This is a genomic window from Novosphingobium sp. (assembly GCF_039595395.1).
In the GTDB taxonomy this organism is placed as follows: Bacteria; Pseudomonadota; Alphaproteobacteria; order Sphingomonadales; family Sphingomonadaceae; genus Novosphingobium.
This window is the reverse complement of record NZ_JBCNLP010000006.1, coordinates 617579-635553: the sequence shown is the minus strand read 5'-3', so window position 1 is coordinate 635553 and position 17975 is coordinate 617579. Positions and strand designations below refer to the sequence as shown.

The 17975-nt window shown below is 63.6% G+C and carries 16 protein-coding genes; 6 read left to right on the top strand and 10 right to left on the bottom strand.

Features of this window, described 5'->3' with window-relative positions; translation table 11 throughout:
* Window positions 1-97: 97 nt before the first annotated feature.
* The 4 genes from ABDW49_RS22845 to ABDW49_RS22830 all read left to right on the top strand — a co-directional run bounded on the left by ABDW49_RS22845 (window position 98) and on the right by ABDW49_RS22830 (window position 3367).
* Complete coding sequence (locus ABDW49_RS22845) at window positions 98-994, top strand: sterol desaturase family protein (RefSeq protein ID WP_343615528.1); 897 nt, start codon at window positions 98-100, stop codon at window positions 992-994.
* Complete coding sequence (locus tag ABDW49_RS22840; RefSeq protein WP_343615527.1) at window positions 991-2568, top strand: sulfotransferase; 1578 nt, start codon at window positions 991-993, stop codon at window positions 2566-2568. Before ABDW49_RS22845 ends, ABDW49_RS22840 begins: the two co-directional genes overlap by 4 nt.
* Window positions 2555-2917, top strand: coding sequence for a hypothetical protein (locus ABDW49_RS22835; protein WP_343615526.1), 363 nt, complete (start codon window positions 2555-2557; stop codon window positions 2915-2917). The genes ABDW49_RS22840 and ABDW49_RS22835 overlap by 14 nt, the downstream gene beginning before the upstream one ends.
* A 105-nt stretch (window positions 2918-3022) precedes the next feature.
* Window positions 3023-3367, top strand: a complete 345-nt coding sequence (locus ABDW49_RS22830; RefSeq protein WP_343615525.1) for a UrcA family protein — start codon at window positions 3023-3025, stop codon at window positions 3365-3367.
* Window positions 3368-3411: 44 nt separating this feature from the next.
* Here ABDW49_RS22830 and ABDW49_RS22825 read toward each other — a convergent pair whose 3' ends face one another.
* The 10 genes from ABDW49_RS22825 to ABDW49_RS22780 all read right to left on the bottom strand — a co-directional run bounded on the left by ABDW49_RS22825 (window position 3412) and on the right by ABDW49_RS22780 (window position 14996).
* Entirely contained in the window at window positions 3412-4293 is an 882-nt protein-coding gene (locus tag ABDW49_RS22825) for a YncE family protein (RefSeq protein WP_343615524.1), read from the bottom strand.
* 72 nt (window positions 4294-4365) lie between these two features.
* Window positions 4366-6135, bottom strand: a complete 1770-nt coding sequence (gene atzF, locus ABDW49_RS22820) for an allophanate hydrolase (RefSeq protein ID WP_343615523.1) — start codon at window positions 6133-6135, stop codon at window positions 4366-4368.
* On the bottom strand, window positions 6132-9725 hold the full coding sequence (gene uca, locus ABDW49_RS22815; RefSeq protein ID WP_343615522.1) for an urea carboxylase: 3594 nt from the start codon (window positions 9723-9725) through the stop codon (window positions 6132-6134). The genes atzF and uca overlap by 4 nt, the downstream gene beginning before the upstream one ends.
* Window positions 9722-10357 (bottom strand): urea amidolyase associated protein UAAP2, encoded by a 636-nt coding sequence (locus ABDW49_RS22810; protein WP_343615521.1) that lies wholly within the window; start codon window positions 10355-10357, stop codon window positions 9722-9724. Before ABDW49_RS22810 ends, uca begins: the two co-directional genes overlap by 4 nt.
* Window positions 10358-10456: 99 nt before the next feature.
* Window positions 10457-11281 (bottom strand): urea amidolyase associated protein UAAP1, encoded by an 825-nt coding sequence (locus tag ABDW49_RS22805; RefSeq protein ID WP_343615519.1) that lies wholly within the window; start codon window positions 11279-11281, stop codon window positions 10457-10459.
* Window positions 11278-11757, bottom strand: coding sequence for a CopG family ribbon-helix-helix protein (locus tag ABDW49_RS22800; protein ID WP_343615517.1), 480 nt, complete (start codon window positions 11755-11757; stop codon window positions 11278-11280). The genes ABDW49_RS22805 and ABDW49_RS22800 overlap by 4 nt, the downstream gene beginning before the upstream one ends.
* Window positions 11754-12539 (bottom strand): ATP-binding cassette domain-containing protein, encoded by a 786-nt coding sequence (locus ABDW49_RS22795; protein ID WP_343615516.1) that lies wholly within the window; start codon window positions 12537-12539, stop codon window positions 11754-11756. Before ABDW49_RS22795 ends, ABDW49_RS22800 begins: the two co-directional genes overlap by 4 nt.
* On the bottom strand, window positions 12536-13351 hold the full coding sequence (locus ABDW49_RS22790) for an ABC transporter permease (protein ID WP_343615515.1): 816 nt from the start codon (window positions 13349-13351) through the stop codon (window positions 12536-12538). The genes ABDW49_RS22795 and ABDW49_RS22790 overlap by 4 nt, the downstream gene beginning before the upstream one ends.
* Before the next feature lie 36 nt (window positions 13352-13387).
* On the bottom strand, window positions 13388-14470 hold the full coding sequence (locus ABDW49_RS22785) for a putative urea ABC transporter substrate-binding protein (protein WP_343615513.1): 1083 nt from the start codon (window positions 14468-14470) through the stop codon (window positions 13388-13390).
* A gap of 283 nt (window positions 14471-14753) precedes the next feature.
* Window positions 14754-14996 carry a hypothetical protein gene (locus ABDW49_RS22780; RefSeq protein ID WP_343615511.1) on the bottom strand — a complete coding sequence of 81 codons (243 nt, stop codon included), beginning with the start codon at window positions 14994-14996 and terminating at the stop codon, window positions 14754-14756.
* Window positions 14997-15112: 116 nt separating this feature from the next.
* On the opposite strand from ABDW49_RS22780, the gene ABDW49_RS22775 reads away from it, so the two are divergent.
* The gene (locus ABDW49_RS22775; protein WP_343615510.1) at window positions 15113-17536 is read left to right on the top strand and encodes a TonB-dependent receptor; all 2424 of its coding nucleotides are present in this window, start codon (window positions 15113-15115) and stop codon (window positions 17534-17536) included.
* Between the two features lie 84 nt (window positions 17537-17620).
* On the top strand, window positions 17621-17938 hold the full coding sequence (locus ABDW49_RS22770; RefSeq protein WP_343615508.1) for a 2Fe-2S iron-sulfur cluster-binding protein: 318 nt from the start codon (window positions 17621-17623) through the stop codon (window positions 17936-17938).
* Window positions 17939-17975 lie beyond the last annotated feature (37 nt).

The following is a 17975-nucleotide window of genomic DNA, read 5'->3' as shown; positions in this document are numbered from 1 at the left end:
GCAAATTTGCATCTGCCCTGATGACCTGCCCTGCCTCACTCTGCTGCAGCGCATCAAGGGCAGAGTCCTTGCCATGCGACACGCGGGGAAGCGAGACATGAAAGACAGGCTGTTCAATCTGGTGCCGCCCGCCATGGTCGCCATGGTGGTGCTGTTCTGGTCGATGGGGCCCAAGGTGCTGGTCGACAATGGATGGACCATCATCGTGATCGGCCCGCTGATCACCGTGATCGTGCTGGGGCTGGAATTCGTGCATGAACGCCACGAGGGCTGGCGCATGAACTGGCAGGAGTTCTTCACCGACCTCTTCTATGTCGTGCTGGGCGCCACGGCGATTGAATGGGCTTCCGACACGCTGACCAAGGATCCGCTCAAGGCGCTGAAGCTGAAACTGGGCATCACCACGCTCTGGGCGCAAAACATGCCCTTTCTGGCGCAGGTGGCGCTGGCGGTGTTTATCGTGGAATTCGGGCAATACTGGATGCATCGCCTGATGCACAACAAACTGCCCTTCTGGCTGACCCATGCGCCGCATCACCACATCACCCAGCTTAACGCCGCCAAGGGCGCGGTGGGCAACCCCATCGAGCTGTTCCTGATCAGCCTGAGCGTGCTGGCCCTGTTCGACATTCAGGAAAAGGCCCTGTTCTGCGCCTTCACCGTCATGACGGTGGTCTCCACCTTCGCCCATGCCAATGTGCGCGCCGATCCGCCGTGGTTCTATTCCTTCTTCTTCACCACCATCCAGCATCACAGCCTGCATCACTCGACCGATTATGAGAGCACGCGCTGCAATTACGGCAATTCGCTGATCCTGATCGACCGTATCTTTGGCACCTTCCGCAGCGGGGAATCCTCGGTGGTCGGCCAGGATGAGCGCAAGCGGCTGAGCATCGTGGAGCAATTCCTCTTCCCCTTCCAGCCCCTGATCGAGGCCTACAGACAGCGCCGGCAGCAGGCCGCACTGCAACCCAGCGGTGACGCCCCGGCATGACGAGCCTGCGCGCCAAGCTGGTCAGCGCGGCGCGCGGCGCGCTCAGCCGGGGCGATCTTGCCGGTACGCAGCGCCATGCGACAGCGCTGGTCGCCAACGATGCGAAGGATGCCGAGGGGCACTTCCTGCTCGGCATCGCCGAGGCGGGTTCGGGCCGCATTCGCCTTGCCCTTCCCCATCTTCAGCAGGCGGTGGCGCTCGACGCTCAAGGCGAATATCGCGCGCAACTGGCCCGACTGCTGATCATGCTGCGTCAGGATGGCGAGGCGGCGGCCATGCTGCAGGCAGCGGAAGCAACGCCCCCCAGCGATGCCCTCAGCCGTGACACGATGGGCTGCGTCTATGCCCGTCTGGGCGATCACGCCGCCGCCCTGCCCCATTTCATCGAGGCCGTCCGGCTGGAACCGCGCAACAGCGAATATCTCTACAATCAGGCGGTGACGCTCAATTTTCTGGGCCGCGTCGATGCGGCGGACACTGCGCTCGGAACGCTGATCGCGCTGGAGCCCGGCCATGCCCGCGCCCACCACCTGCTGGCCAGCCTGCGCAAACAGAGCCCGGACACCAACCATATCGACCGCCTCACCAGCACCCATGCCCAGGCGCGCGATGATCGCAGCAAGCTGCTGCTGGGCTATGCCCTCTCCAAGGAGTTGGAGGATGTCGGCAGGGCGCAAGAGGCGCTGGCGCAACTCTGCGCGGTGAACAAGGCCTATCGCCAGTCCCTGCCCTACAGCTTCGCTCAGGATGCCGCCGCTTTCGACGCCATGGAGGCGCATTGGCCGCAACTGGCCGCCGCCCCCGCCAGCGATGCCCCGCAGGATTCGCCGATCTTCGTCATCGGCATGCCGCGTACCGGCACCACGCTGATCGACCGTATCCTCTCCTCGCACCCCGATGTTGAAAGCGCCGGGGAACTGCAGGCCATGCCGCTGGCGGTGAAAAAGGCCTCGGCCACGCGCAGCCCGGTCATTCTCGATCCTGAAACCATCGCCGCTGCCGCCATCAGGGATGCAGGCGCGATCGGCCATGATTATCTGCGCATCGCCAGCCACCACCGCCGCGACACCAGCCGCCGCTTTACCGACAAGTTTCCCGGCAATTTCCACTATGTCGGCTTTATCGCGCGGGCCTTTCCGCAGGCGCGGATCGTCTGCCTGCGCCGCCATCCGATGGATACGGTGCTCAGCAATTTCCGCAATCTCTTCGCGATCAGCTCGCGCTATTATGATTACAGCTACGATCTGCTGGATATCGCCGCCTATTACGCCCGTTTCGACCGGCTGATGCGTTTCTGGCACCAGGCTCTGCCGGGCCGCGTGCTGGATGTCCGCTATGAGGATCTGGTCGCGGATCAGGAAGGCCAGACAAGCCGTCTACTGGCGCATTGCGGGCTGGATTGGGACGAGGCCTGCCTGAACTTTCACACCAACAGCGCGCCGGTCTCCACCCCCAGCGCCGCGCAGGTGCGCCGCCCGCTCTACAAGGATGCGGTGGCGCGCTGGAAGCAGCATGAAGATGTGCTGGCCCCGGTGGCGCGCTTCTTCGAAAGGGCCGGCATTGCGCTGGACTAGCCCCCTGCTGGCCATGGCCCTGACCACCGGCCTTGCAGCCCCCGCCATGGCCTCCGCGCCCGGCACAAGGCTGGTGACAGACCATGGCGAGATCTGCCTGCAGGTCTCCGGCCATCGCGACGATCCCGCCGCCGCTGTGCAGATCGCAGGCCATGCCGTCCCGGTGAAGGGCCATCGCAACTGGCGCGCGCGCGTGCCGGTCCAGACCCTGCACCAATGGGCCCCGCCCTTTGCCCGCCGGATCGAGATCACCGTTACAGGGCAGACCGCCCCCATCATGGCCGAGCTGCCGATCGGCCTGCTGGGCCACACCACCGGTCTTGCCGCCCTGACCATCGGTCAACGCTGAAACCGGCAACGCTGAACAATCAGGCCGCTTCTTCTGGCTATCTCCCGCCCCGCAGGCTATGATGCGCGCAGTCGCCAAAGAGCGACGCTTTGCAGGAGATGATGCATGAACACCCGCCTGATGGCCCCTGCGGCCATAATGGCCGCGCTGATGCTGGGCAGCAGCACATCGGCCGCCACCAACAGCAATCCCTTCGCTCAGGACAAGGTCATCCTGCAGCTCAGCGACCTCGATCTGGCCACGCCTCAAGGCCAGCAACGGCTTGCCATCCGTATGGACCAGGCCGCCCGCGCCGTCTGCGGTGAGAAGATGGCCAGCATCCATCTCGCGCTGGAGGATCAGGCCCGTGCCTGCCGTGCCGAGGTGCTGGCCGATATCCGCAGCCGGATCGAGGCCCGCAGCGCTCTGGCCGACAAGCCTGTGGTCATGCGCCTCGCATCCAATCGCTGAAACAGCATCGCCTGCCGGTGGTCCATCTCCGGCAGGCGGATGCCTTACTTCCCGATCTTCCTGGGCTTTTTCCACCATGACAACGTGTGCTGGTCATGGGCGGAGGTCCACACGCCCGCCTTGGTGTAACGCAGAGCCCCGCTGCCCGCCGCGGCACCCACGCGCGCGCGGATCGCCAGCGTCACCGGATCGATCACGGCGAATTGCTGATCATCGGTGGTGCGCAGCCACACCTTGCCGCCGCCCGTATCGATATCGCCCCATTTGAGGTTATCGCCCACCTTCACCCGGCCAGAGACCGCGCCGCTGTCCTTGTCGATGCGGGCCAGAGTGCCATCGCCCTGCTCCTGCACCCAGACAGCGCCCTCGCCGACAGCAAGGAAGCCGGGCGCCTTGCCAAGCGCCGTCCTGGCGGTCACCCTGCTGGTCAGCGGATCGATCCGCTGCACCGATTGCTGCTCACTGCTCACCGCCCAGAGCGCATCATAACCGAAGGCCAGATAGAATGTACCCGGATCCACCGTGATGCTGCCCACCACCCGGTTGCTGCCCGGATCGATGCGCGCCACCACGCCTTTCTCATCGCTGGCCACCCAGATCGAGCCCGCGCCTTCCACCACATTCAGCTCGCCCTTGGGGTTGGCGATGCCGGTGGCAATCGTGGCGGTGATGGTGCCGCTGCGCGTATCGATCCGCTTGAGCGTGCCTTCCTGGCAATCGGCCACCCACAAGGTGTGGCGAGACAGCGCCATGGCCCCGCAAGGATGCGCCATGGCCACTTCGCCCAGTTTGCCCTTGCGTGACCAATGCTCCACCCGGCCCCGGTTGGTGGCCCAGACGGTCTTGCCCTCCACCGCCAGAAAATCGGCGAAACCGGGCACTTCGATCACCTGCGCGGCCGGGCTCTGAGTGTGTGCCTGCGCCATCGCTGGCATCATGCAGCCCGCTGCCATCCACCATACCCAGAGCCTGCGCATAGAAACCTCCGTTTAAAGTGATCAGGCGATCTGCGCGATATAGGCGCGCCAGCCGCCCAGCTCGGTGATGTCACGCGCGCCAGTCATCGCGCGCGGCTCGGCCACAAAGCCCTTGACGCTGGTGCCATCCTCCAGCGTAACGGTGCCAATGGCCAAGGGCGCGGGCACCTCCACCACAAAGCTGCCGAATTCGGCCACGCCCAGCTCATAGACCTCCACCGCGATGGAAGCGCCGCTCTCGTCATGGACCAGCGCGGGCTTGGGCGGCACGCTGTCGGCCATGGCATAGAGCTTATAGGTCGGCGCGGTCTGGAAGGCACCCACGAAGGTGGCCTCGCGCGAGGTCAGCTGCCAATGCAGCGGCATATCCTTGAGGTGAGCGCCCACGACGGCCAGTTTCACAGTCTGCATTTTACCCTCCAGATCCAAAGGTGGCAGCGACGGCAGATCCGACGCCGAGAAATAGGAATCCGCCTCGGCCAGCAGCGCCATATCGCTGTCCGCCGGGCCGATCAGTGTGATGCCAAAGCCAGTGCCATTGGCCCGCGCGCCCGCCGGCACGGCCACCGCAGCCATATCCAGCAGATTGACGAAATTGGTGTAGGCCCCAAGATTGCTGTTGAGCGCGATGGGCGCGGCCTGCAGCTCACGCACACGGAAGGTGGTGCCGGTGGTGGGGAAGGCCAGCATGCCAACCTTAGTCCACATCTCATCGGCTTGCCGCTTGAGGTCGGCCAGACGATAGATGCCGTTGAACACCTCCACAGCGCTGATGTCGGTGCCCGGCTCGACCACCGCGCGCACGGTCTCATCGATGGCCTGCGGGTTTTCGGCCAGCAGGCTCGCGATGGCAGCGGTGCGCTCGGCCACCCAGGGCCCTTCATAGAGCAGCTTTGCTGCTTCCTTCAGCGGTTCGAGATCGATCTCGACGATCGGCGCCAGCGTGCCCAGCCGCTCCAGCGCGCGATCATAGAGATATTCGGACTCCGCATCGCCAAACCACACACGCTGATCGCGGCGCGGCACGCCGATGGCGGGCAGGCGGATCGGCTGATCGGTGGACAGTTTGGAATAGGGATCACCGGCATCGTATTCGGCCAGCACCAGATCGACCAGCCGCGCATCCGCCGTATCGTCGGTGAAAACGGTGATGCAGTCCAGCGTGCGGCAGGCGGGCACCAGACCTTTGGTGCTCCAGCGCCCCTTGCTGGGCTTGAAGCCGATCAGATGGTTGAAGGCGGCGGGCACGCGCCCGGAGCCAGCCGTATCCGTTCCCAATGCAAAGGAGACGAGGCCCGCCGCCACTGCCACCGACGAGCCAGAGCTGGAGCCGCCGCTGACATAGTTCAAATTGTAAGCATTGCGCGGAATGCCATAGGGGCTGCGCGTGCCGACCAGCCCGGTGGCGAACTGATCGAGGTTGGTCTTGCCGATGCATAGCGCGCCCGCCGCCAGCAGCCGCTCGACCACGCTGGCCGAGGCTTCCGGGCGATAGGCGAAGGCCGGGCAGGCCGCCGTGGTGGCGAAACCGGCGACATCGATGTTGTCCTTCACCGCAAAGGGCACGCCGGCCAGCGGCAGCACCTCGCCCGCCACGACACGGGCATCGACGGCGCGAGCCTGGGCCAGCAGATCCTCGGGCGCGGCACGGCTGATCCAGATCTGCGGCTGCACCGCATCATAGGCCGCCAGCCGCGCCAGCGTTTCCTCCGCCACGGCGACGGCGCTGGTCCAGCCCGCCTTGACGGCAGCGGCAATGGTGGCGGCATTGCGCCGGTTCATCGCGCTCATGGCCGGCGCCTCAAGGCAAACATGGCGGCGCCGGGCTGGAAGGACTGGCGCTCCTGAAGGTAGACGGCCTCGATCGTGCCCGCGCCGGGGCTTTCCACCGGATATTCCATCTTCATGGTCTCCATCACCGCAAGCGTGTCGCCCGCCTTGACCTCATCCCCGGCGGCGGCCAGCATCTTCCAGACACTGCCGCCAAAGGAGGCTTCGAGCAGCTCCGCTCCCTCGGGCACATGGATGGCGACAGGCGCCGCATCGCTGCCTTCCGTTTCGGGTACGCGATCGAATTCGCCCTTGCGCTGCCAATCATCACGCTCGGCATCGAAGGCGGCCTGGCGGCTGGTTTCGAACTGCGCGATATCCTCGGCATTCTCGGCGAGAAAGGCGCGGTAATCGGCGAGGCGGAATTCGGACTCCTCCACCCTGATCGGGCGGCGGCCGCTGGGGAAATCACGGCGCCATTCGGTCAGTTCCTCCGCGCTGACGGGGAAGAAGCGGATCTGGTCGAAGAAGCGCAGCAGCCAGGGCTTGCCATCGATAAAGCTGTCGGTCTGGCGATGGGTGTTCCACACCTGAATCGTGCGCCCGAAGAGCTGATAGCCGCCCGGCCCTTCCATGCCATAGATGCACATATAGGCCCCGCCGATGCCCACCACATTGGGCGGGGTCCAGGTGCGCGCGGGGTTGTATTTGGTGGTGACCAGCCGATGCCGCGGATCGACGGGCGTTGCCACCGGCGCGCCGAGATAGACATCACCCAGCCCCAGCACCAGATAGCTGGCGTTGAAGATCAGATTTTCCACCGCATCGGCATCGGGCAGACCATTGATGCGGCGGATGAACTCGATGTTGTCCGGGCACCATGGGGCGTCGGCCCGCACGGCGCTCATATATTTTTCGATGGTCTCGATGGTGGCCGGATCGCGCCAGCTCAGCGGCAGATGGACGATGCGGGAGGGGATCGAGAAATCGGCCAGATCGCCAAGCCGCTCCTCTGCCGCAACCAGTGCCGCCAAGGCGGTCTGCTGCGTGAGTGCCTTGCCATCGATATGCAGCTGCAGCGAGCGGATGCCGGGCACGATATCGATCACGCCGGGCAGCGCCTGCTGCTCCAGCTCGCGCATCAGCGCATGGACGCGGATGCGCAGCTCGATATCGAGGACAATATCGCCATATTCGACCAGAATGTTGCGGTCGCCCTGCTGGCGATAGACCACGCGGGGGCGGCCCGGTGCCTGCGCAATCTCCTGAAGGATGGGCGAAAGGTCGGCCACCGCCCGTGCCGGCGTGGAACCCGGCACCGCGCCTGTGGCGATCAGCGCCTTTTGTGCGGCATCGGCGGCCTGCGCGTCCGTGATGGTGACGGGCACGAAGCTCAGCCGGTCTCCCGGCTTGAGCTGGCCGATCTTCCAGCGATCCGCCGCGATCACCACGAAGGGGCAGACGAAACCGCCCAGCGAGGGACCATCGGGGCCCAGAATGATCGGCATATCGCCGGTGAAATCCACCGCGCCGATGGCATAGGGATTGTCGTGAATGTTGGAGGGGTGCAGCCCCGCCTCGCCACCGTCCGAGCGCGCCCATTCAGGCTTCGGGCCCACCAGACGCACGCCGGTACGGTTGCTGTTGTAATGCACCTGCCATTCGGCCCCGGTGATGGTGTCGATGTCCTTCGCGGTGAAGAAATCTGGCGCGCCATGCGGGCCGTACAGCACGCGCAGTGCCCATTCCGCGCCCAGTTCGGGCAGGCTGACGGCGGGCAGCGCCTCCTGCGCCGAGGCATCGCCCAGATGCAGCGTATCGCCCGCCAGCAGGCGGCGTGCCGCATGGCCGCCAAACTGGCCCAGCTCGAAGGTGCTGCAACTGCCGAGATAGGCGGCGACATCCAGCCCTCCGGCGAAGAGCACATAGCCGCGCATGCCTCCGCCCGCCATGCGGCCCAGCGTAAGGGTCTGCCCTTCGGCAATCTCCAGAGGCACGCCGCGCTTCACGGCCACGCCATCAAGCGTCGCGCCGAAATCGGCCCCCATCAGGCAGATGCGCGCGGGTGCGTTGAACAGCAGGCTGGGGCCCGAAACGGCGATTTCCAGCCCCGCCGTGCCCTCGGCATTGCCCAGCAGGCGATTGCCCAGACGGAAGGACTGATCATCCATCGGCCCCGAGGGCGGCACGCCGATGGCCCAGAGGCCCTCGCGCCCCGGCCAGTCCTGCACGGTGCTGGCGGTGCCCCCGCTGATCACGCGGATGCTGCGCGGATGATAGGTGACGCCGTCGAGCGCCTTGGTCGAAACCTCGCCGCTGGTGAAGGCGGGGGAGCGCACCACATCGCGCAGCCAGCGCAGATTGGTCTCGATGCCATCGACCCGGCTGGCATCCAGCGCGTCTTGCATCGCGGCCACCGCTTCGGCGCGGGTGGGCGCGTGGACAATCAGCTTGGCCAGCATCGGATCGTACCAGGCGCTGATCGTGGTGCCCGCCATGCACCAGGTTTCGGCGCGGATATCGCTTGGGAACTCCAGCGCCGTCAGCATGCCCGAGGTGGGGCGGTAATCGACCGCCGGGTCCTCGGCATAGAGGCGCACCTGCACCGCATGGCCCTGCGGCTGCGGCGCTTCGCGATCAAGGAAGGCGAAATCCCCAGCCCCGCCGCGCACCATCCATTCGACCAGATCAACGCCCATCACCTCTTCGGTGACGCCATGTTCGACCTGCAGTCGGGTGTTCATCTCAAGGAAGAAGAACTGCTGCTGATCGGCATCGTAAAGATATTCGACCGTGCCTGCCGAGCGGTAATTGGCCGCCTGCCCCAGACGGACCGCCGAGGCGATCAGTTCCTTGCGCACATGGGCGGGCAGCAGGGGCGCGGGGGCTTCTTCCACCACCTTCTGGTTGCGGCGCTGCAGCGAGCAGTCGCGTTCGCCAAGCGCCATGACGCGGCCCGCGCCATCGCCGAAGATCTGCACCTCGACATGACGCGCGCGGCCCACGTAACGTTCGAGGAAGACACCGGCATCGCCGAAATTGCCCTCGCCCAGCCGGGCCACGGTGGCGAAACCCTGACGGATGGCATCGTCATCCTCGCAGATGCGCATGCCGATGCCGCCGCCGCCAGCAGTGGCCTTCAGGATGATGGGGTAGCCGATGGACTGCGCCGCCGAGACGGCCTCTTCCTCATCGGTGAGCAGGCCGGTACCCGGCGCCAGCGGCACGCCATGCGCCTGCGCCAGCGCGCGCGCACTGTGCTTGAGGCCGAAGGTGCGGATGTTCTCGGGCGTGGGGCCGATAAAGACGATGTCCGCTGCCGCGCAGCTTTCGGCAAATTCGGCGTTTTCGGCCAGAAAGCCATAGCCGGGATGGATCGCCCCGGCGCCGGTGGCCTTGGCCGCCTCCAGAATTTTGGCGGCGTTGAGGTAGCTTTCCGTCGCCGGCGCCGCGCCGATGCACACAGCCTCATCGGCGAGAGCAACATGGAGCGAACCCTCATCCGCCTCCGAATAGACGGCGACCGAGCGCAGCCCCATGCGCTTCAGCGTGCGGATGATACGGGTGGCGATCGCGCCCCTGTTCGCGATCAGGACGGTGTCGAAGCTCATGCGGCAACGATCATGCGCACGGGGGTGGGGTTGAAGGCGTTGCAGGGATTGTTGATCTGCGGGCAGTTGGACACCGCCACGATCACATCCATCTCGGCGCGCAGATCGACCAGCAGGCCCGGCGCCGAAATGCCGTCGACAATGCCCAGCGCGCCATCGGCTTCCACCGGCACATTCATGAAGAAGTTGATGTTGGAGACGATGTCGCGCTTGCCGCGCCCCTGCGCCAGATTGGCTTCGAGGAAGTTCTCGACACAGGCGTGTTGCGATTTGGTGTGGTGGCCGTAGCGCAAGGTGTTGGATTCACATGAGCAGGCGCCGCCGATCGTGTCATGATACTCGACCGAAGTGCCGATGATGGTCATCATCGGGTTGCCTTCATTGGAGAGCAGCACGCTGCCGCTGCGCAGAAAGAGATTGCCTTGCGCCGAGACCGTATCCTGAGCGCTGTAACGCTCGGCATCGTCGGCGGCGGCATAGATCATGAAATCGACCGCCTGATTGCCTTCCAGATCGACGATGCGCAGCGTCTGCCCCGCCGCCACCGTATGCAGCCATGGCGCGCGGGCGGGCACGACCTCGTCATGGATGGGCGTGCCGGTCAGTCCGGAGAGATGAGGATCAGCGCTCATAGCGGCCTTCCTTGCAACTGGGCGTTGTCGCATGCGGCGGGCACAGGGCTCCGCTCCGCGAAACGCGGTCAAACACAATCTGGAGCGGGTTAAGCGGCTCTAGCGGCGGTAATAATCCTCGACGTTCTGGAAGGCGCGCAGGCCCTCCGGCGTCGCATTGCGAATGGGGTCCTGGGTGGGCGTGACCGCGCCGCGCCAGGCGGAGACGCGCAGCGGCGAGACGCTCCACGCCTCACGCGGGTCAAGCACATGGGGGCAGTTGGCGATGACCACGATCACATCCATCTCCGCGCGCAGGGTCACGCTGCGGCCCACATCGAAGGGGCCGATCACCGGGGTGATCGTGCCGTCCGCCTCGATGCGCGTGCCCTTGAACAGGTTGATGCAGGGGTGAACGTCGCGGCGGCCAAGCCCGTGCTTGGCAGCGCCCAGCAGCAAGCGGTCGTGCCCATTGGGAAAGGCCCCGCTGTTGCGGCCATCACCATATTTGCGCGTGTTGACCGCTTCATTGGAGGTGCCGCAGAAGGTGTCGTGGGTTTCCGCGTCATCCTCCAGAATGCTCATCAGCACGCGGCCCATATCCGAAAGCAGCAGCTTGCCGGCCTCCAGATAGGCGTTCCACTGGATCTTGACCGTATCGGCGACATTGAGCCTTTCGGTCGGCATCTCGGCGTTGAAGAGCATCAGCGAGGCGCAGGCATCGCCCTGCAGGTCGATCAGCCGCAGCCGCGTGCCGCGCGACAGACGCCGCGTGGCATAGCCGCCCGCTGCGATGGTCTCTTCCCACAGCAGATCCTCTGCGGCCACATCCTCGGGCAGGTCGGTGGCAACCGGGGGGATGATCGGCATGGTATCGACCTGCGTGCCGCCCATGGCGCGGGCGTGATCGCGCGCGGCCAGAGGGTTGGCCAAAATCTGGCTCATTCGCCTGTTCCTTTCCGCTTGGCATTCTGCTCATGCCCCTGTTCATGAAGGGGCGGCAGGAGCGCCGTGGTGGTGACGAGTTCAAGCTGCTGCACGCCGCGCACCCGGCGCAGCGAGTCACACAGCTCCTTCAGACGGATCGCCGGGCCCTGCACCAGCAGGACCTCCAGCGACTGGTCGTCCTCAAGGAAGACATGCTGCGCGGAAATCACCTCACGCAGAAATTCGGCTTCGGTCTGGGCGAGCTGGTGGCGCACGCGCCCACGCTCACCGCGATAGACCAGCGTGATCGTGCCCGCGAGCATCTCCTCGGGGCGGATCAGCGCTTCATGCTCGGCCAGGGCATGGCGGATCAGCTCGGAAATCAGCTGCGAGCGGGAGGGCAATTCCCGTTCTTCCACCATCATATCAAGCTGTCGGAAGAGGTCGGCGGGCAGGCTGATGCTCAGCCGGGCCAGGGTCGATTCTGAACTCATGCTGCACCCTCCAATTTATTACCATTGTTGTCAACGGTAATACCGAGGGAAGGCTGCCCTTTCCGATCGAGCCGCAGATCATAGACCGCCGTGGCGCCATAACGATGCGGCGCATGCGGATCATGGCGGCGCTTGTCGAGCGCCAGAACGCGGGTGCCAAGGCTGAAAGCCTCGCGGATATCATGCGTGACCATGATGATGGTCAGCGCGTAATCGCTCCACAATTGGCGGATCAGCGCGTGCATATCGGCGCGAATGCCGGGATCGAGCGCGCCGAAGGGCTCGTCGAGCAGCAGGATGCGCGGGCGCTTGATCAGCGCCTGAGCGATGGCCAGACGCTGCTGCATGCCGCCCGACATTTGCGCCGGGTAGAGATACAGGCTGTCGCCCAGCCCCACCGCCTTGAGCATGGCGGCGGCCTCTTCCTCGGCGGCGCGGCGGGCACTGCCGAAAAGCCTTGCGGCCAGTGGCGCCTTTTCGCATTCCAGCCCGAAGACCACATTGCGCAGCGCCGTCAGATGCGGAAACACCGAATAGCGCTGGAAGACCACGCCGCGATCCGGCCCGCATTCCGGGGCCAGCGGTACGCCGTCGAGCAGGATGGAGCCCCGTGTCGGCACCTCTTGCCCGAGGATGACGCGCAGGAAGCTGCTCTTGCCAGCGCCCGACGGGCCGACAATGGAGACGAAGGAACCCGCCTCGACATCGAGGTCGACCTTCTCCAGCACGACCTTGTCGCCATATTCGACCCAGACGCCGCACAGGCTGAGGAGCGCGCTCAATGGCTTGCTCCATGGGCCCAGGGGAAGAGACGACGGCTCATCAGCGCCAGCACGGCATCCATCAGGATCGCCAGCAAGGCGATCCACACGACATAGGGGATGATCACATCCATCGCCAGATAACGCCGCACCAGAAAGATCCGATAACCAAGGCCGACATCCGAAGCGATCGCCTCGGCCGAAATCAGGAACACCCATGCGGGCCCGAGCGACAGGCGCACCACCTGCAGCAAACGCGGCATGGCCTGAGGCAGGGCAACGCGGATCATGATCTGCCAACTGCCCGCGCCCAGGGTCTGCGCCTTGATGATCTGTTCGCGCGGCAGGGCTGCAACATGGCCCGCCAGATCGCGCAGCATGGCAGGCGCAATACCCAGCACAATGAGCGCGATCTTGGCGGTCTCGCCCAGCCCCAGCGCGATAAACAGGATCGGCAGCAAGGCAATCGGCGGGATCACCGCAATGCCCGTCACCAGCGGCCCGAAGGTGGCGCGTACCGGCGGCAGCACGCCCAGCGCGAGGCCCGCAAACAGCGCGATCAGCGTGGAAATGCCGATGCCGATGCCAAGCCTTTCAAGACTGGCCATAGTGTCGGCCACAAAGATCAGCTTGCCCGAAAGCGGGTCGGGCTGCGCCATCAACGCGCCAAGGCTCTGCGCCATGCCGGCGGGCAGCGGCAGGATCTTGTCCGCCGGATTGATGCTGTGGCGCTGCATCGCCGTGAAGAGATAGAGCAGCAGCAACAGCGCAATCGGCAGCCCGCCCAAAAACAGGCGGTCCTGTCGCCGCATGTGACGGTTTACCCAACGCATCGTGTCATCACCTTGATGGAGCGAAATCCCACGCGATCACAGCTTGCCGTCGGCGGCCATTTTCATGAAGCTTTCGTCGAAGCGCAGGGTGACATGCTGGCTGTCGCCCAAGGTCTTGCCACCGGGGAAGCCAATCCCCACCGCATCGGCCGAAGTCGCGCCTTTGAACAGCCCCTTGGAGAAGCTGAAATCGCGCACCCGCTTCATCGTCGTTTCCAGCGCGGGAGCGGTGGTGGCGGCAACGGCAGACTTGGGATCGTCATAGAGATAGGTCGTGGCAATCTGGCTGTCGAAGACATCGGGCTTGGCGCCGGCCAGCTTGGCCATCTGCGCGCGCGCTTCCTGCCCCTTGGCATTCTGCTGCGTCATCAGCTTGATCGTATCGTACCAGATGCCCGCCAGCGCCTTGCCCAGATTGGGGTTGGCTTTGAGCGTGTTGGTATCGACCACCAGCAGATCGAGGATTTCGCCCGGCACATCGGCAGAGCTGAAGACCTGCTTCACGCCCGCCTGCGCCTTCATCGTCGAACGCTGCGGGTTCCAAGCCACCGCCGCCTTCACATCGGGGCTGGCAAAGGCGCCGACAATATCTGCGTCCGAGGTGTTGACCGTCTTCACATCGTTGAAGGACAGTTTGGCGGTATCGAGCGCGCGAGCCAGCAGATAATGCGACACCGTCAGCTCGGCCAGATAGATCGACTTGCCCTTGATATCCCCGACCTTGTCGCCACCCTTGACCAGAATGCCGTCATTGCCGTTGGAATAATCACCCAGGATGATCGCGCTGGTGTCCTTGCCACCCGCAGCCGGGATGGTGAGGGCATCCATATTGGTCACCGTCACGCCATCGAATTTTCCGGCGGTGTATTGATTGACCGACTCAACATAATCATTCACCTGAACGATGTTGATCTTGATGCCGTATTTATCTTCCCACTTCTTCACGATACCAGCCTGATGCGCATAAGGCCATGGCATCCAGCCGGTGTAGATTGACCAGCCGATGTTGAATTCATGACGCGGCTTGGCACTGTCACTGGTGGTGGGAGAGCAGGATGCCACCATTGCCACGGCGGCCATCAAAGCGAGATTGCGTGTCTTGCGGAAAGATCCCGTCATGATTCGTCCCCTTTGCACTGCAGCATCGCGGCGATCGCCTCACCTGTCCAGTGGAAATATTACGTATTAGACGATTGGTAATATCGGCTCATCCTCCCATTCGCACAAGCCAGCACAAGCATGCGATGAAGGACGTCGACAGCGCCTTTCGTCGCTTTTTGCCGTGCTCCGGTTTATCCGACACAATTATCTGTATTAAAATCATTTTTATCACACCCATTCATCGCGAATCACTCCTCCTCCGTATCGCCCTGATGATGCTTTGCATGCCTCCTCCTCATGGTCAGGGCAGCACGATTACAGCGCTCACCGCCCGGTCCGGGTTGGAAATATCACGAAATTCCGGTGTGCGATGGTCGATCCCTTCATACTGCGATGCACAATAATTATTACGCTTGACCATCTGGGTAATATCAATAGCGTATGGTGCATCGCCCGGCGGAAGACCCATATGCTTCGCGTCAACGCCCGGCCGTTCCATAGAGTACAAACAATCCAAGAGTAAAACATGGAACCCCTGCTCCATTGGGGTTGCATCAGGGAATAATGGCCAGGTTTTGGCTGACGACACTGGCGTAGTCAGGCGTCCATGAGGGGATGTCACTTTGCGACAGGCTTTTTTGAAAACAAAAGGGGGCCGAAGTGACCGAGCAAGCTTTCCGTAAAACGTTACTCTGCGCGACCATGCTGATGGGCACCGCTTCCGCTCCGGCCTTTGCCGCTGATGCCGCACCGGACCCTGCAGGTGCCGCACCGGGTGCTGCCAATGAAATCGTGGTGACGGCCACCCGCCGCTCCACCACGCTTCAGGATGCGCCGATCAACATCAGCGCGGTGAGCGCAGAACAGCTTTCCAAGCAGCGTATCGATGATGTCAAATCGCTCTCGGCCTTCACGCCGGGCATGACGGTGGTCGATACCGGTCCGGGATCGACCGGCAATATCATTCTGCGCGGCATCTCTTCTTCCAGCACCAGCGCGAATGGTTCCAATTACCAGAATGCGCTGGGTGTCTATCTGGGTGAGGTTCCGCTCTATCTCGACTTCAAGCTGATCGATATCAGCCGCGTCGAAGTGCTGCAGGGCCCGCAGGGTACGCTGTATGGCCTCGGCACGCTGTCGGGCGCGGTGCGCTACATGCCCAACCGCCCCACCGCCGACAAGTTCACCTTCGATTTCCATGAACGCGCCTTTGGCCAGTCGCACAGCTCCTCGGCGGGAATCAACATCGATGGCGCGGTCAATATTCCCATCATCAAGGATCATGTCGCCTTCCGTTCGACGGTGGGTTACTATGACAATCCCGGCTTCATCGATTACAATTATTTGCTGAAGAACCCCGGCGTGTCCAATCCTCAGCCGGTGCGTGGCACCACGGCGGCGCAGGGATCCTTCGGCACACAGGCCGATTACAATGCCAACTTCTACAGCAAGCGTGATGTCAATTACGAACACACCTTCACCACGCGCAATCAGCTGCTGGTCGAGGTCAATCCCGACATCAAATCCTATCTGACCTACGCGCATCAGGAAACGCGCACCGGCGGGCGCCAGGCCAATGGCGCGGGCGTGCTGGGCACCGGCAATTACGAAGGCCCCTGGCGCTATCTTGAGCCGACCACTCGTATTTCGGACCTGTTCTCGGCCGAATTCAACGTCAATCTCGGCATTGCGCAGTTGGTGGCAACCACCGCCTTCACCAATCAGAAGATCCAGGACAAGGGCGACAACACCGACCTGCTGCTTGATCTCGATTACGGCTATGAGGCCTTCCCAGCCTTTTCCTCCTACAACACCCAGACCGAATATTACCGCCAGTTCAACCAGGAGGTTCGTCTGGTCTCCTCGCATGGCGGTCCCTTTAGCTGGGTCGTCGGCGGTTTCTACAACAATCTTCGCGACTATCGCAATTACCGCGAATACACGCCCGGCTATGCCAATTTCATCGGCGTCAACCGACCCGACGATCTGGAATACATGTCCTTCGTGAACACCGCCACCAAGGAAAAGGCGGTTTACGGCGAAGGCACCTTCCATATCACCAAGGCCTGGCAGGTGACGGGCGGCATCCGCTATTTCAAATATGACGCCGAGGCCACCGGCGGCACCGACACGCCGCTCACCGGCGGGGGCTTGGCCCGCACTCCCTATCCGCTGGTGCAATTCGCCGCCAGCCGCATCAAATCGGGCGCCACCAATGCCAGCGGCACGGTGTGGAAGGCCAACACCTCCTACAAGTTCAGCAACCAGTTGCTGGCCTATGCCACCTACAGCACCGGCTATCGCACCGGCAACGTCAACCGTGTGGCGCCCTGCGTGCTGCCGCTCAGTCCGGGGCAGAATGTCTGCGCCCTGCCCAATGAGCTGGTCTACAAGCCAGACAAGACGCGCAACGCGGAAATCGGCATCCGCGCCTCACTGCTGGACAAGCGCCTGCAGTTCACGCTGGATGCCTTCCACGTCAATTGGAACAACATCCAGGTCGCGACGCAAACGGTCAATGGCGCGGTGGGCGTGACGGTCAACGCCAAGGATGCCGTGTCGCAGGGCGTGGAATTCTCGGGCCAGTTCAAGGTGACGCCGCGCCTGCAGATCGCGGGCACCTATTCCTACACCGACGCGCATCTCACGCAGGATGCCCCCGGCGTGGTGGTCAGCGGCGGCGTGGCCTATGATGTCTACAAGGGTGACCGCCTGCCCGGCTCGGCCAAGAATTCAGGCAGCGCGCAACTGACCTACACCTATCCGCTGAGCCAGGGCCGCGACATCGAGGCCAGTTGGGCCAGCACCTACACCGGTGACATCTATTCGCGCATCGGCCTGCGCGGCAATGGTCAGGACATTCCGGGCTATGTGCTGCACCGCGCCTCGGTCACCTATCACGCCAAGGCCTTCGAGATCGGCGTCTATGCCGACAACATCTTCAACAAATATGCCGTCACCGCGATCAGCGAGGATGTCAGTTCCTACAACCAGGTCCGCACCGGCGTCGTCGAGCGCTATTATGCGCAAGGCGTGCTGACGCCGCGCCGCGTCGGGGTGGACTTCCGCTTCCATTATAACTGAGCAGGGGCTGGCGCTCTCGCAAAGGAGCGCCGGCCTCCCCCGCCTTTTCCCTGTGAAAACACAGACAACGCCCAGAGAACGATCATGCCCAATTTCAAAGTTTCGACGATCAGCACGCAGGATGTCACCATGGCCGCGGCCGAAGGCCAGTCCCTGATGGAAGCCCTGCGTGATAGCGGCTTCGAGGATATTCAGGCCTTTTGCAGCGGCAGCTGTTCCTGCGCCACCTGCCATGTCATCATCGATGCGGACTGGTTTGCCAAACTGCCGCCTGTCTCGGAGGAAGAGAGCGATCTGCTGGATTCGATCGAGGGGCGCCTCGCCACCTCGCGCCTGGCTTGTCAAATTCCGATCAGCGGCGCTCTTGAGGGCATGGCGATCATGGTGCCTCCAGCCGCCTGAAGTGCGCGGGGCAGCGCTATCGATTCCAGTGCGGGGA

Coding starts and splice junctions, on each gene's coding strand:
- ABDW49_RS22785 (WP_343615513.1), bottom strand. CDS start 14,470: ATGACGGGATCTTTCCGCAAGACACGCAATCTCGCTTTGATGGCCGCC.
- ABDW49_RS22770 (WP_343615508.1), top strand. CDS start 17,621: ATGCCCAATTTCAAAGTTTCGACGATCAGCACGCAGGATGTCACCATG.
- ABDW49_RS22790 (WP_343615515.1), bottom strand. CDS start 13,351: ATGCGTTGGGTAAACCGTCACATGCGGCGACAGGACCGCCTGTTTTTG.
- atzF (WP_343615523.1), bottom strand. CDS start 6,135: ATGAGCGCGATGAACCGGCGCAATGCCGCCACCATTGCCGCTGCCGTC.
- ABDW49_RS22825 (WP_343615524.1), bottom strand. CDS start 4,293: ATGGCGCAGGCACACACTCAGAGCCCGGCCGCGCAGGTGATCGAAGTG.
- ABDW49_RS22840 (WP_343615527.1), top strand. CDS start 991: ATGACGAGCCTGCGCGCCAAGCTGGTCAGCGCGGCGCGCGGCGCGCTC.
- ABDW49_RS22805 (WP_343615519.1), bottom strand. CDS start 11,281: ATGAGCCAGATTTTGGCCAACCCTCTGGCCGCGCGCGATCACGCCCGC.
- ABDW49_RS22780 (WP_343615511.1), bottom strand. CDS start 14,996: ATGGAGCAGGGGTTCCATGTTTTACTCTTGGATTGTTTGTACTCTATG.
- uca (WP_343615522.1), bottom strand. CDS start 9,725: ATGAGCTTCGACACCGTCCTGATCGCGAACAGGGGCGCGATCGCCACC.
- ABDW49_RS22845 (WP_343615528.1), top strand. CDS start 98: ATGAAAGACAGGCTGTTCAATCTGGTGCCGCCCGCCATGGTCGCCATG.
- ABDW49_RS22800 (WP_343615517.1), bottom strand. CDS start 11,757: ATGAGTTCAGAATCGACCCTGGCCCGGCTGAGCATCAGCCTGCCCGCC.
- ABDW49_RS22810 (WP_343615521.1), bottom strand. CDS start 10,357: ATGAGCGCTGATCCTCATCTCTCCGGACTGACCGGCACGCCCATCCAT.
- ABDW49_RS22830 (WP_343615525.1), top strand. CDS start 3,023: ATGAACACCCGCCTGATGGCCCCTGCGGCCATAATGGCCGCGCTGATG.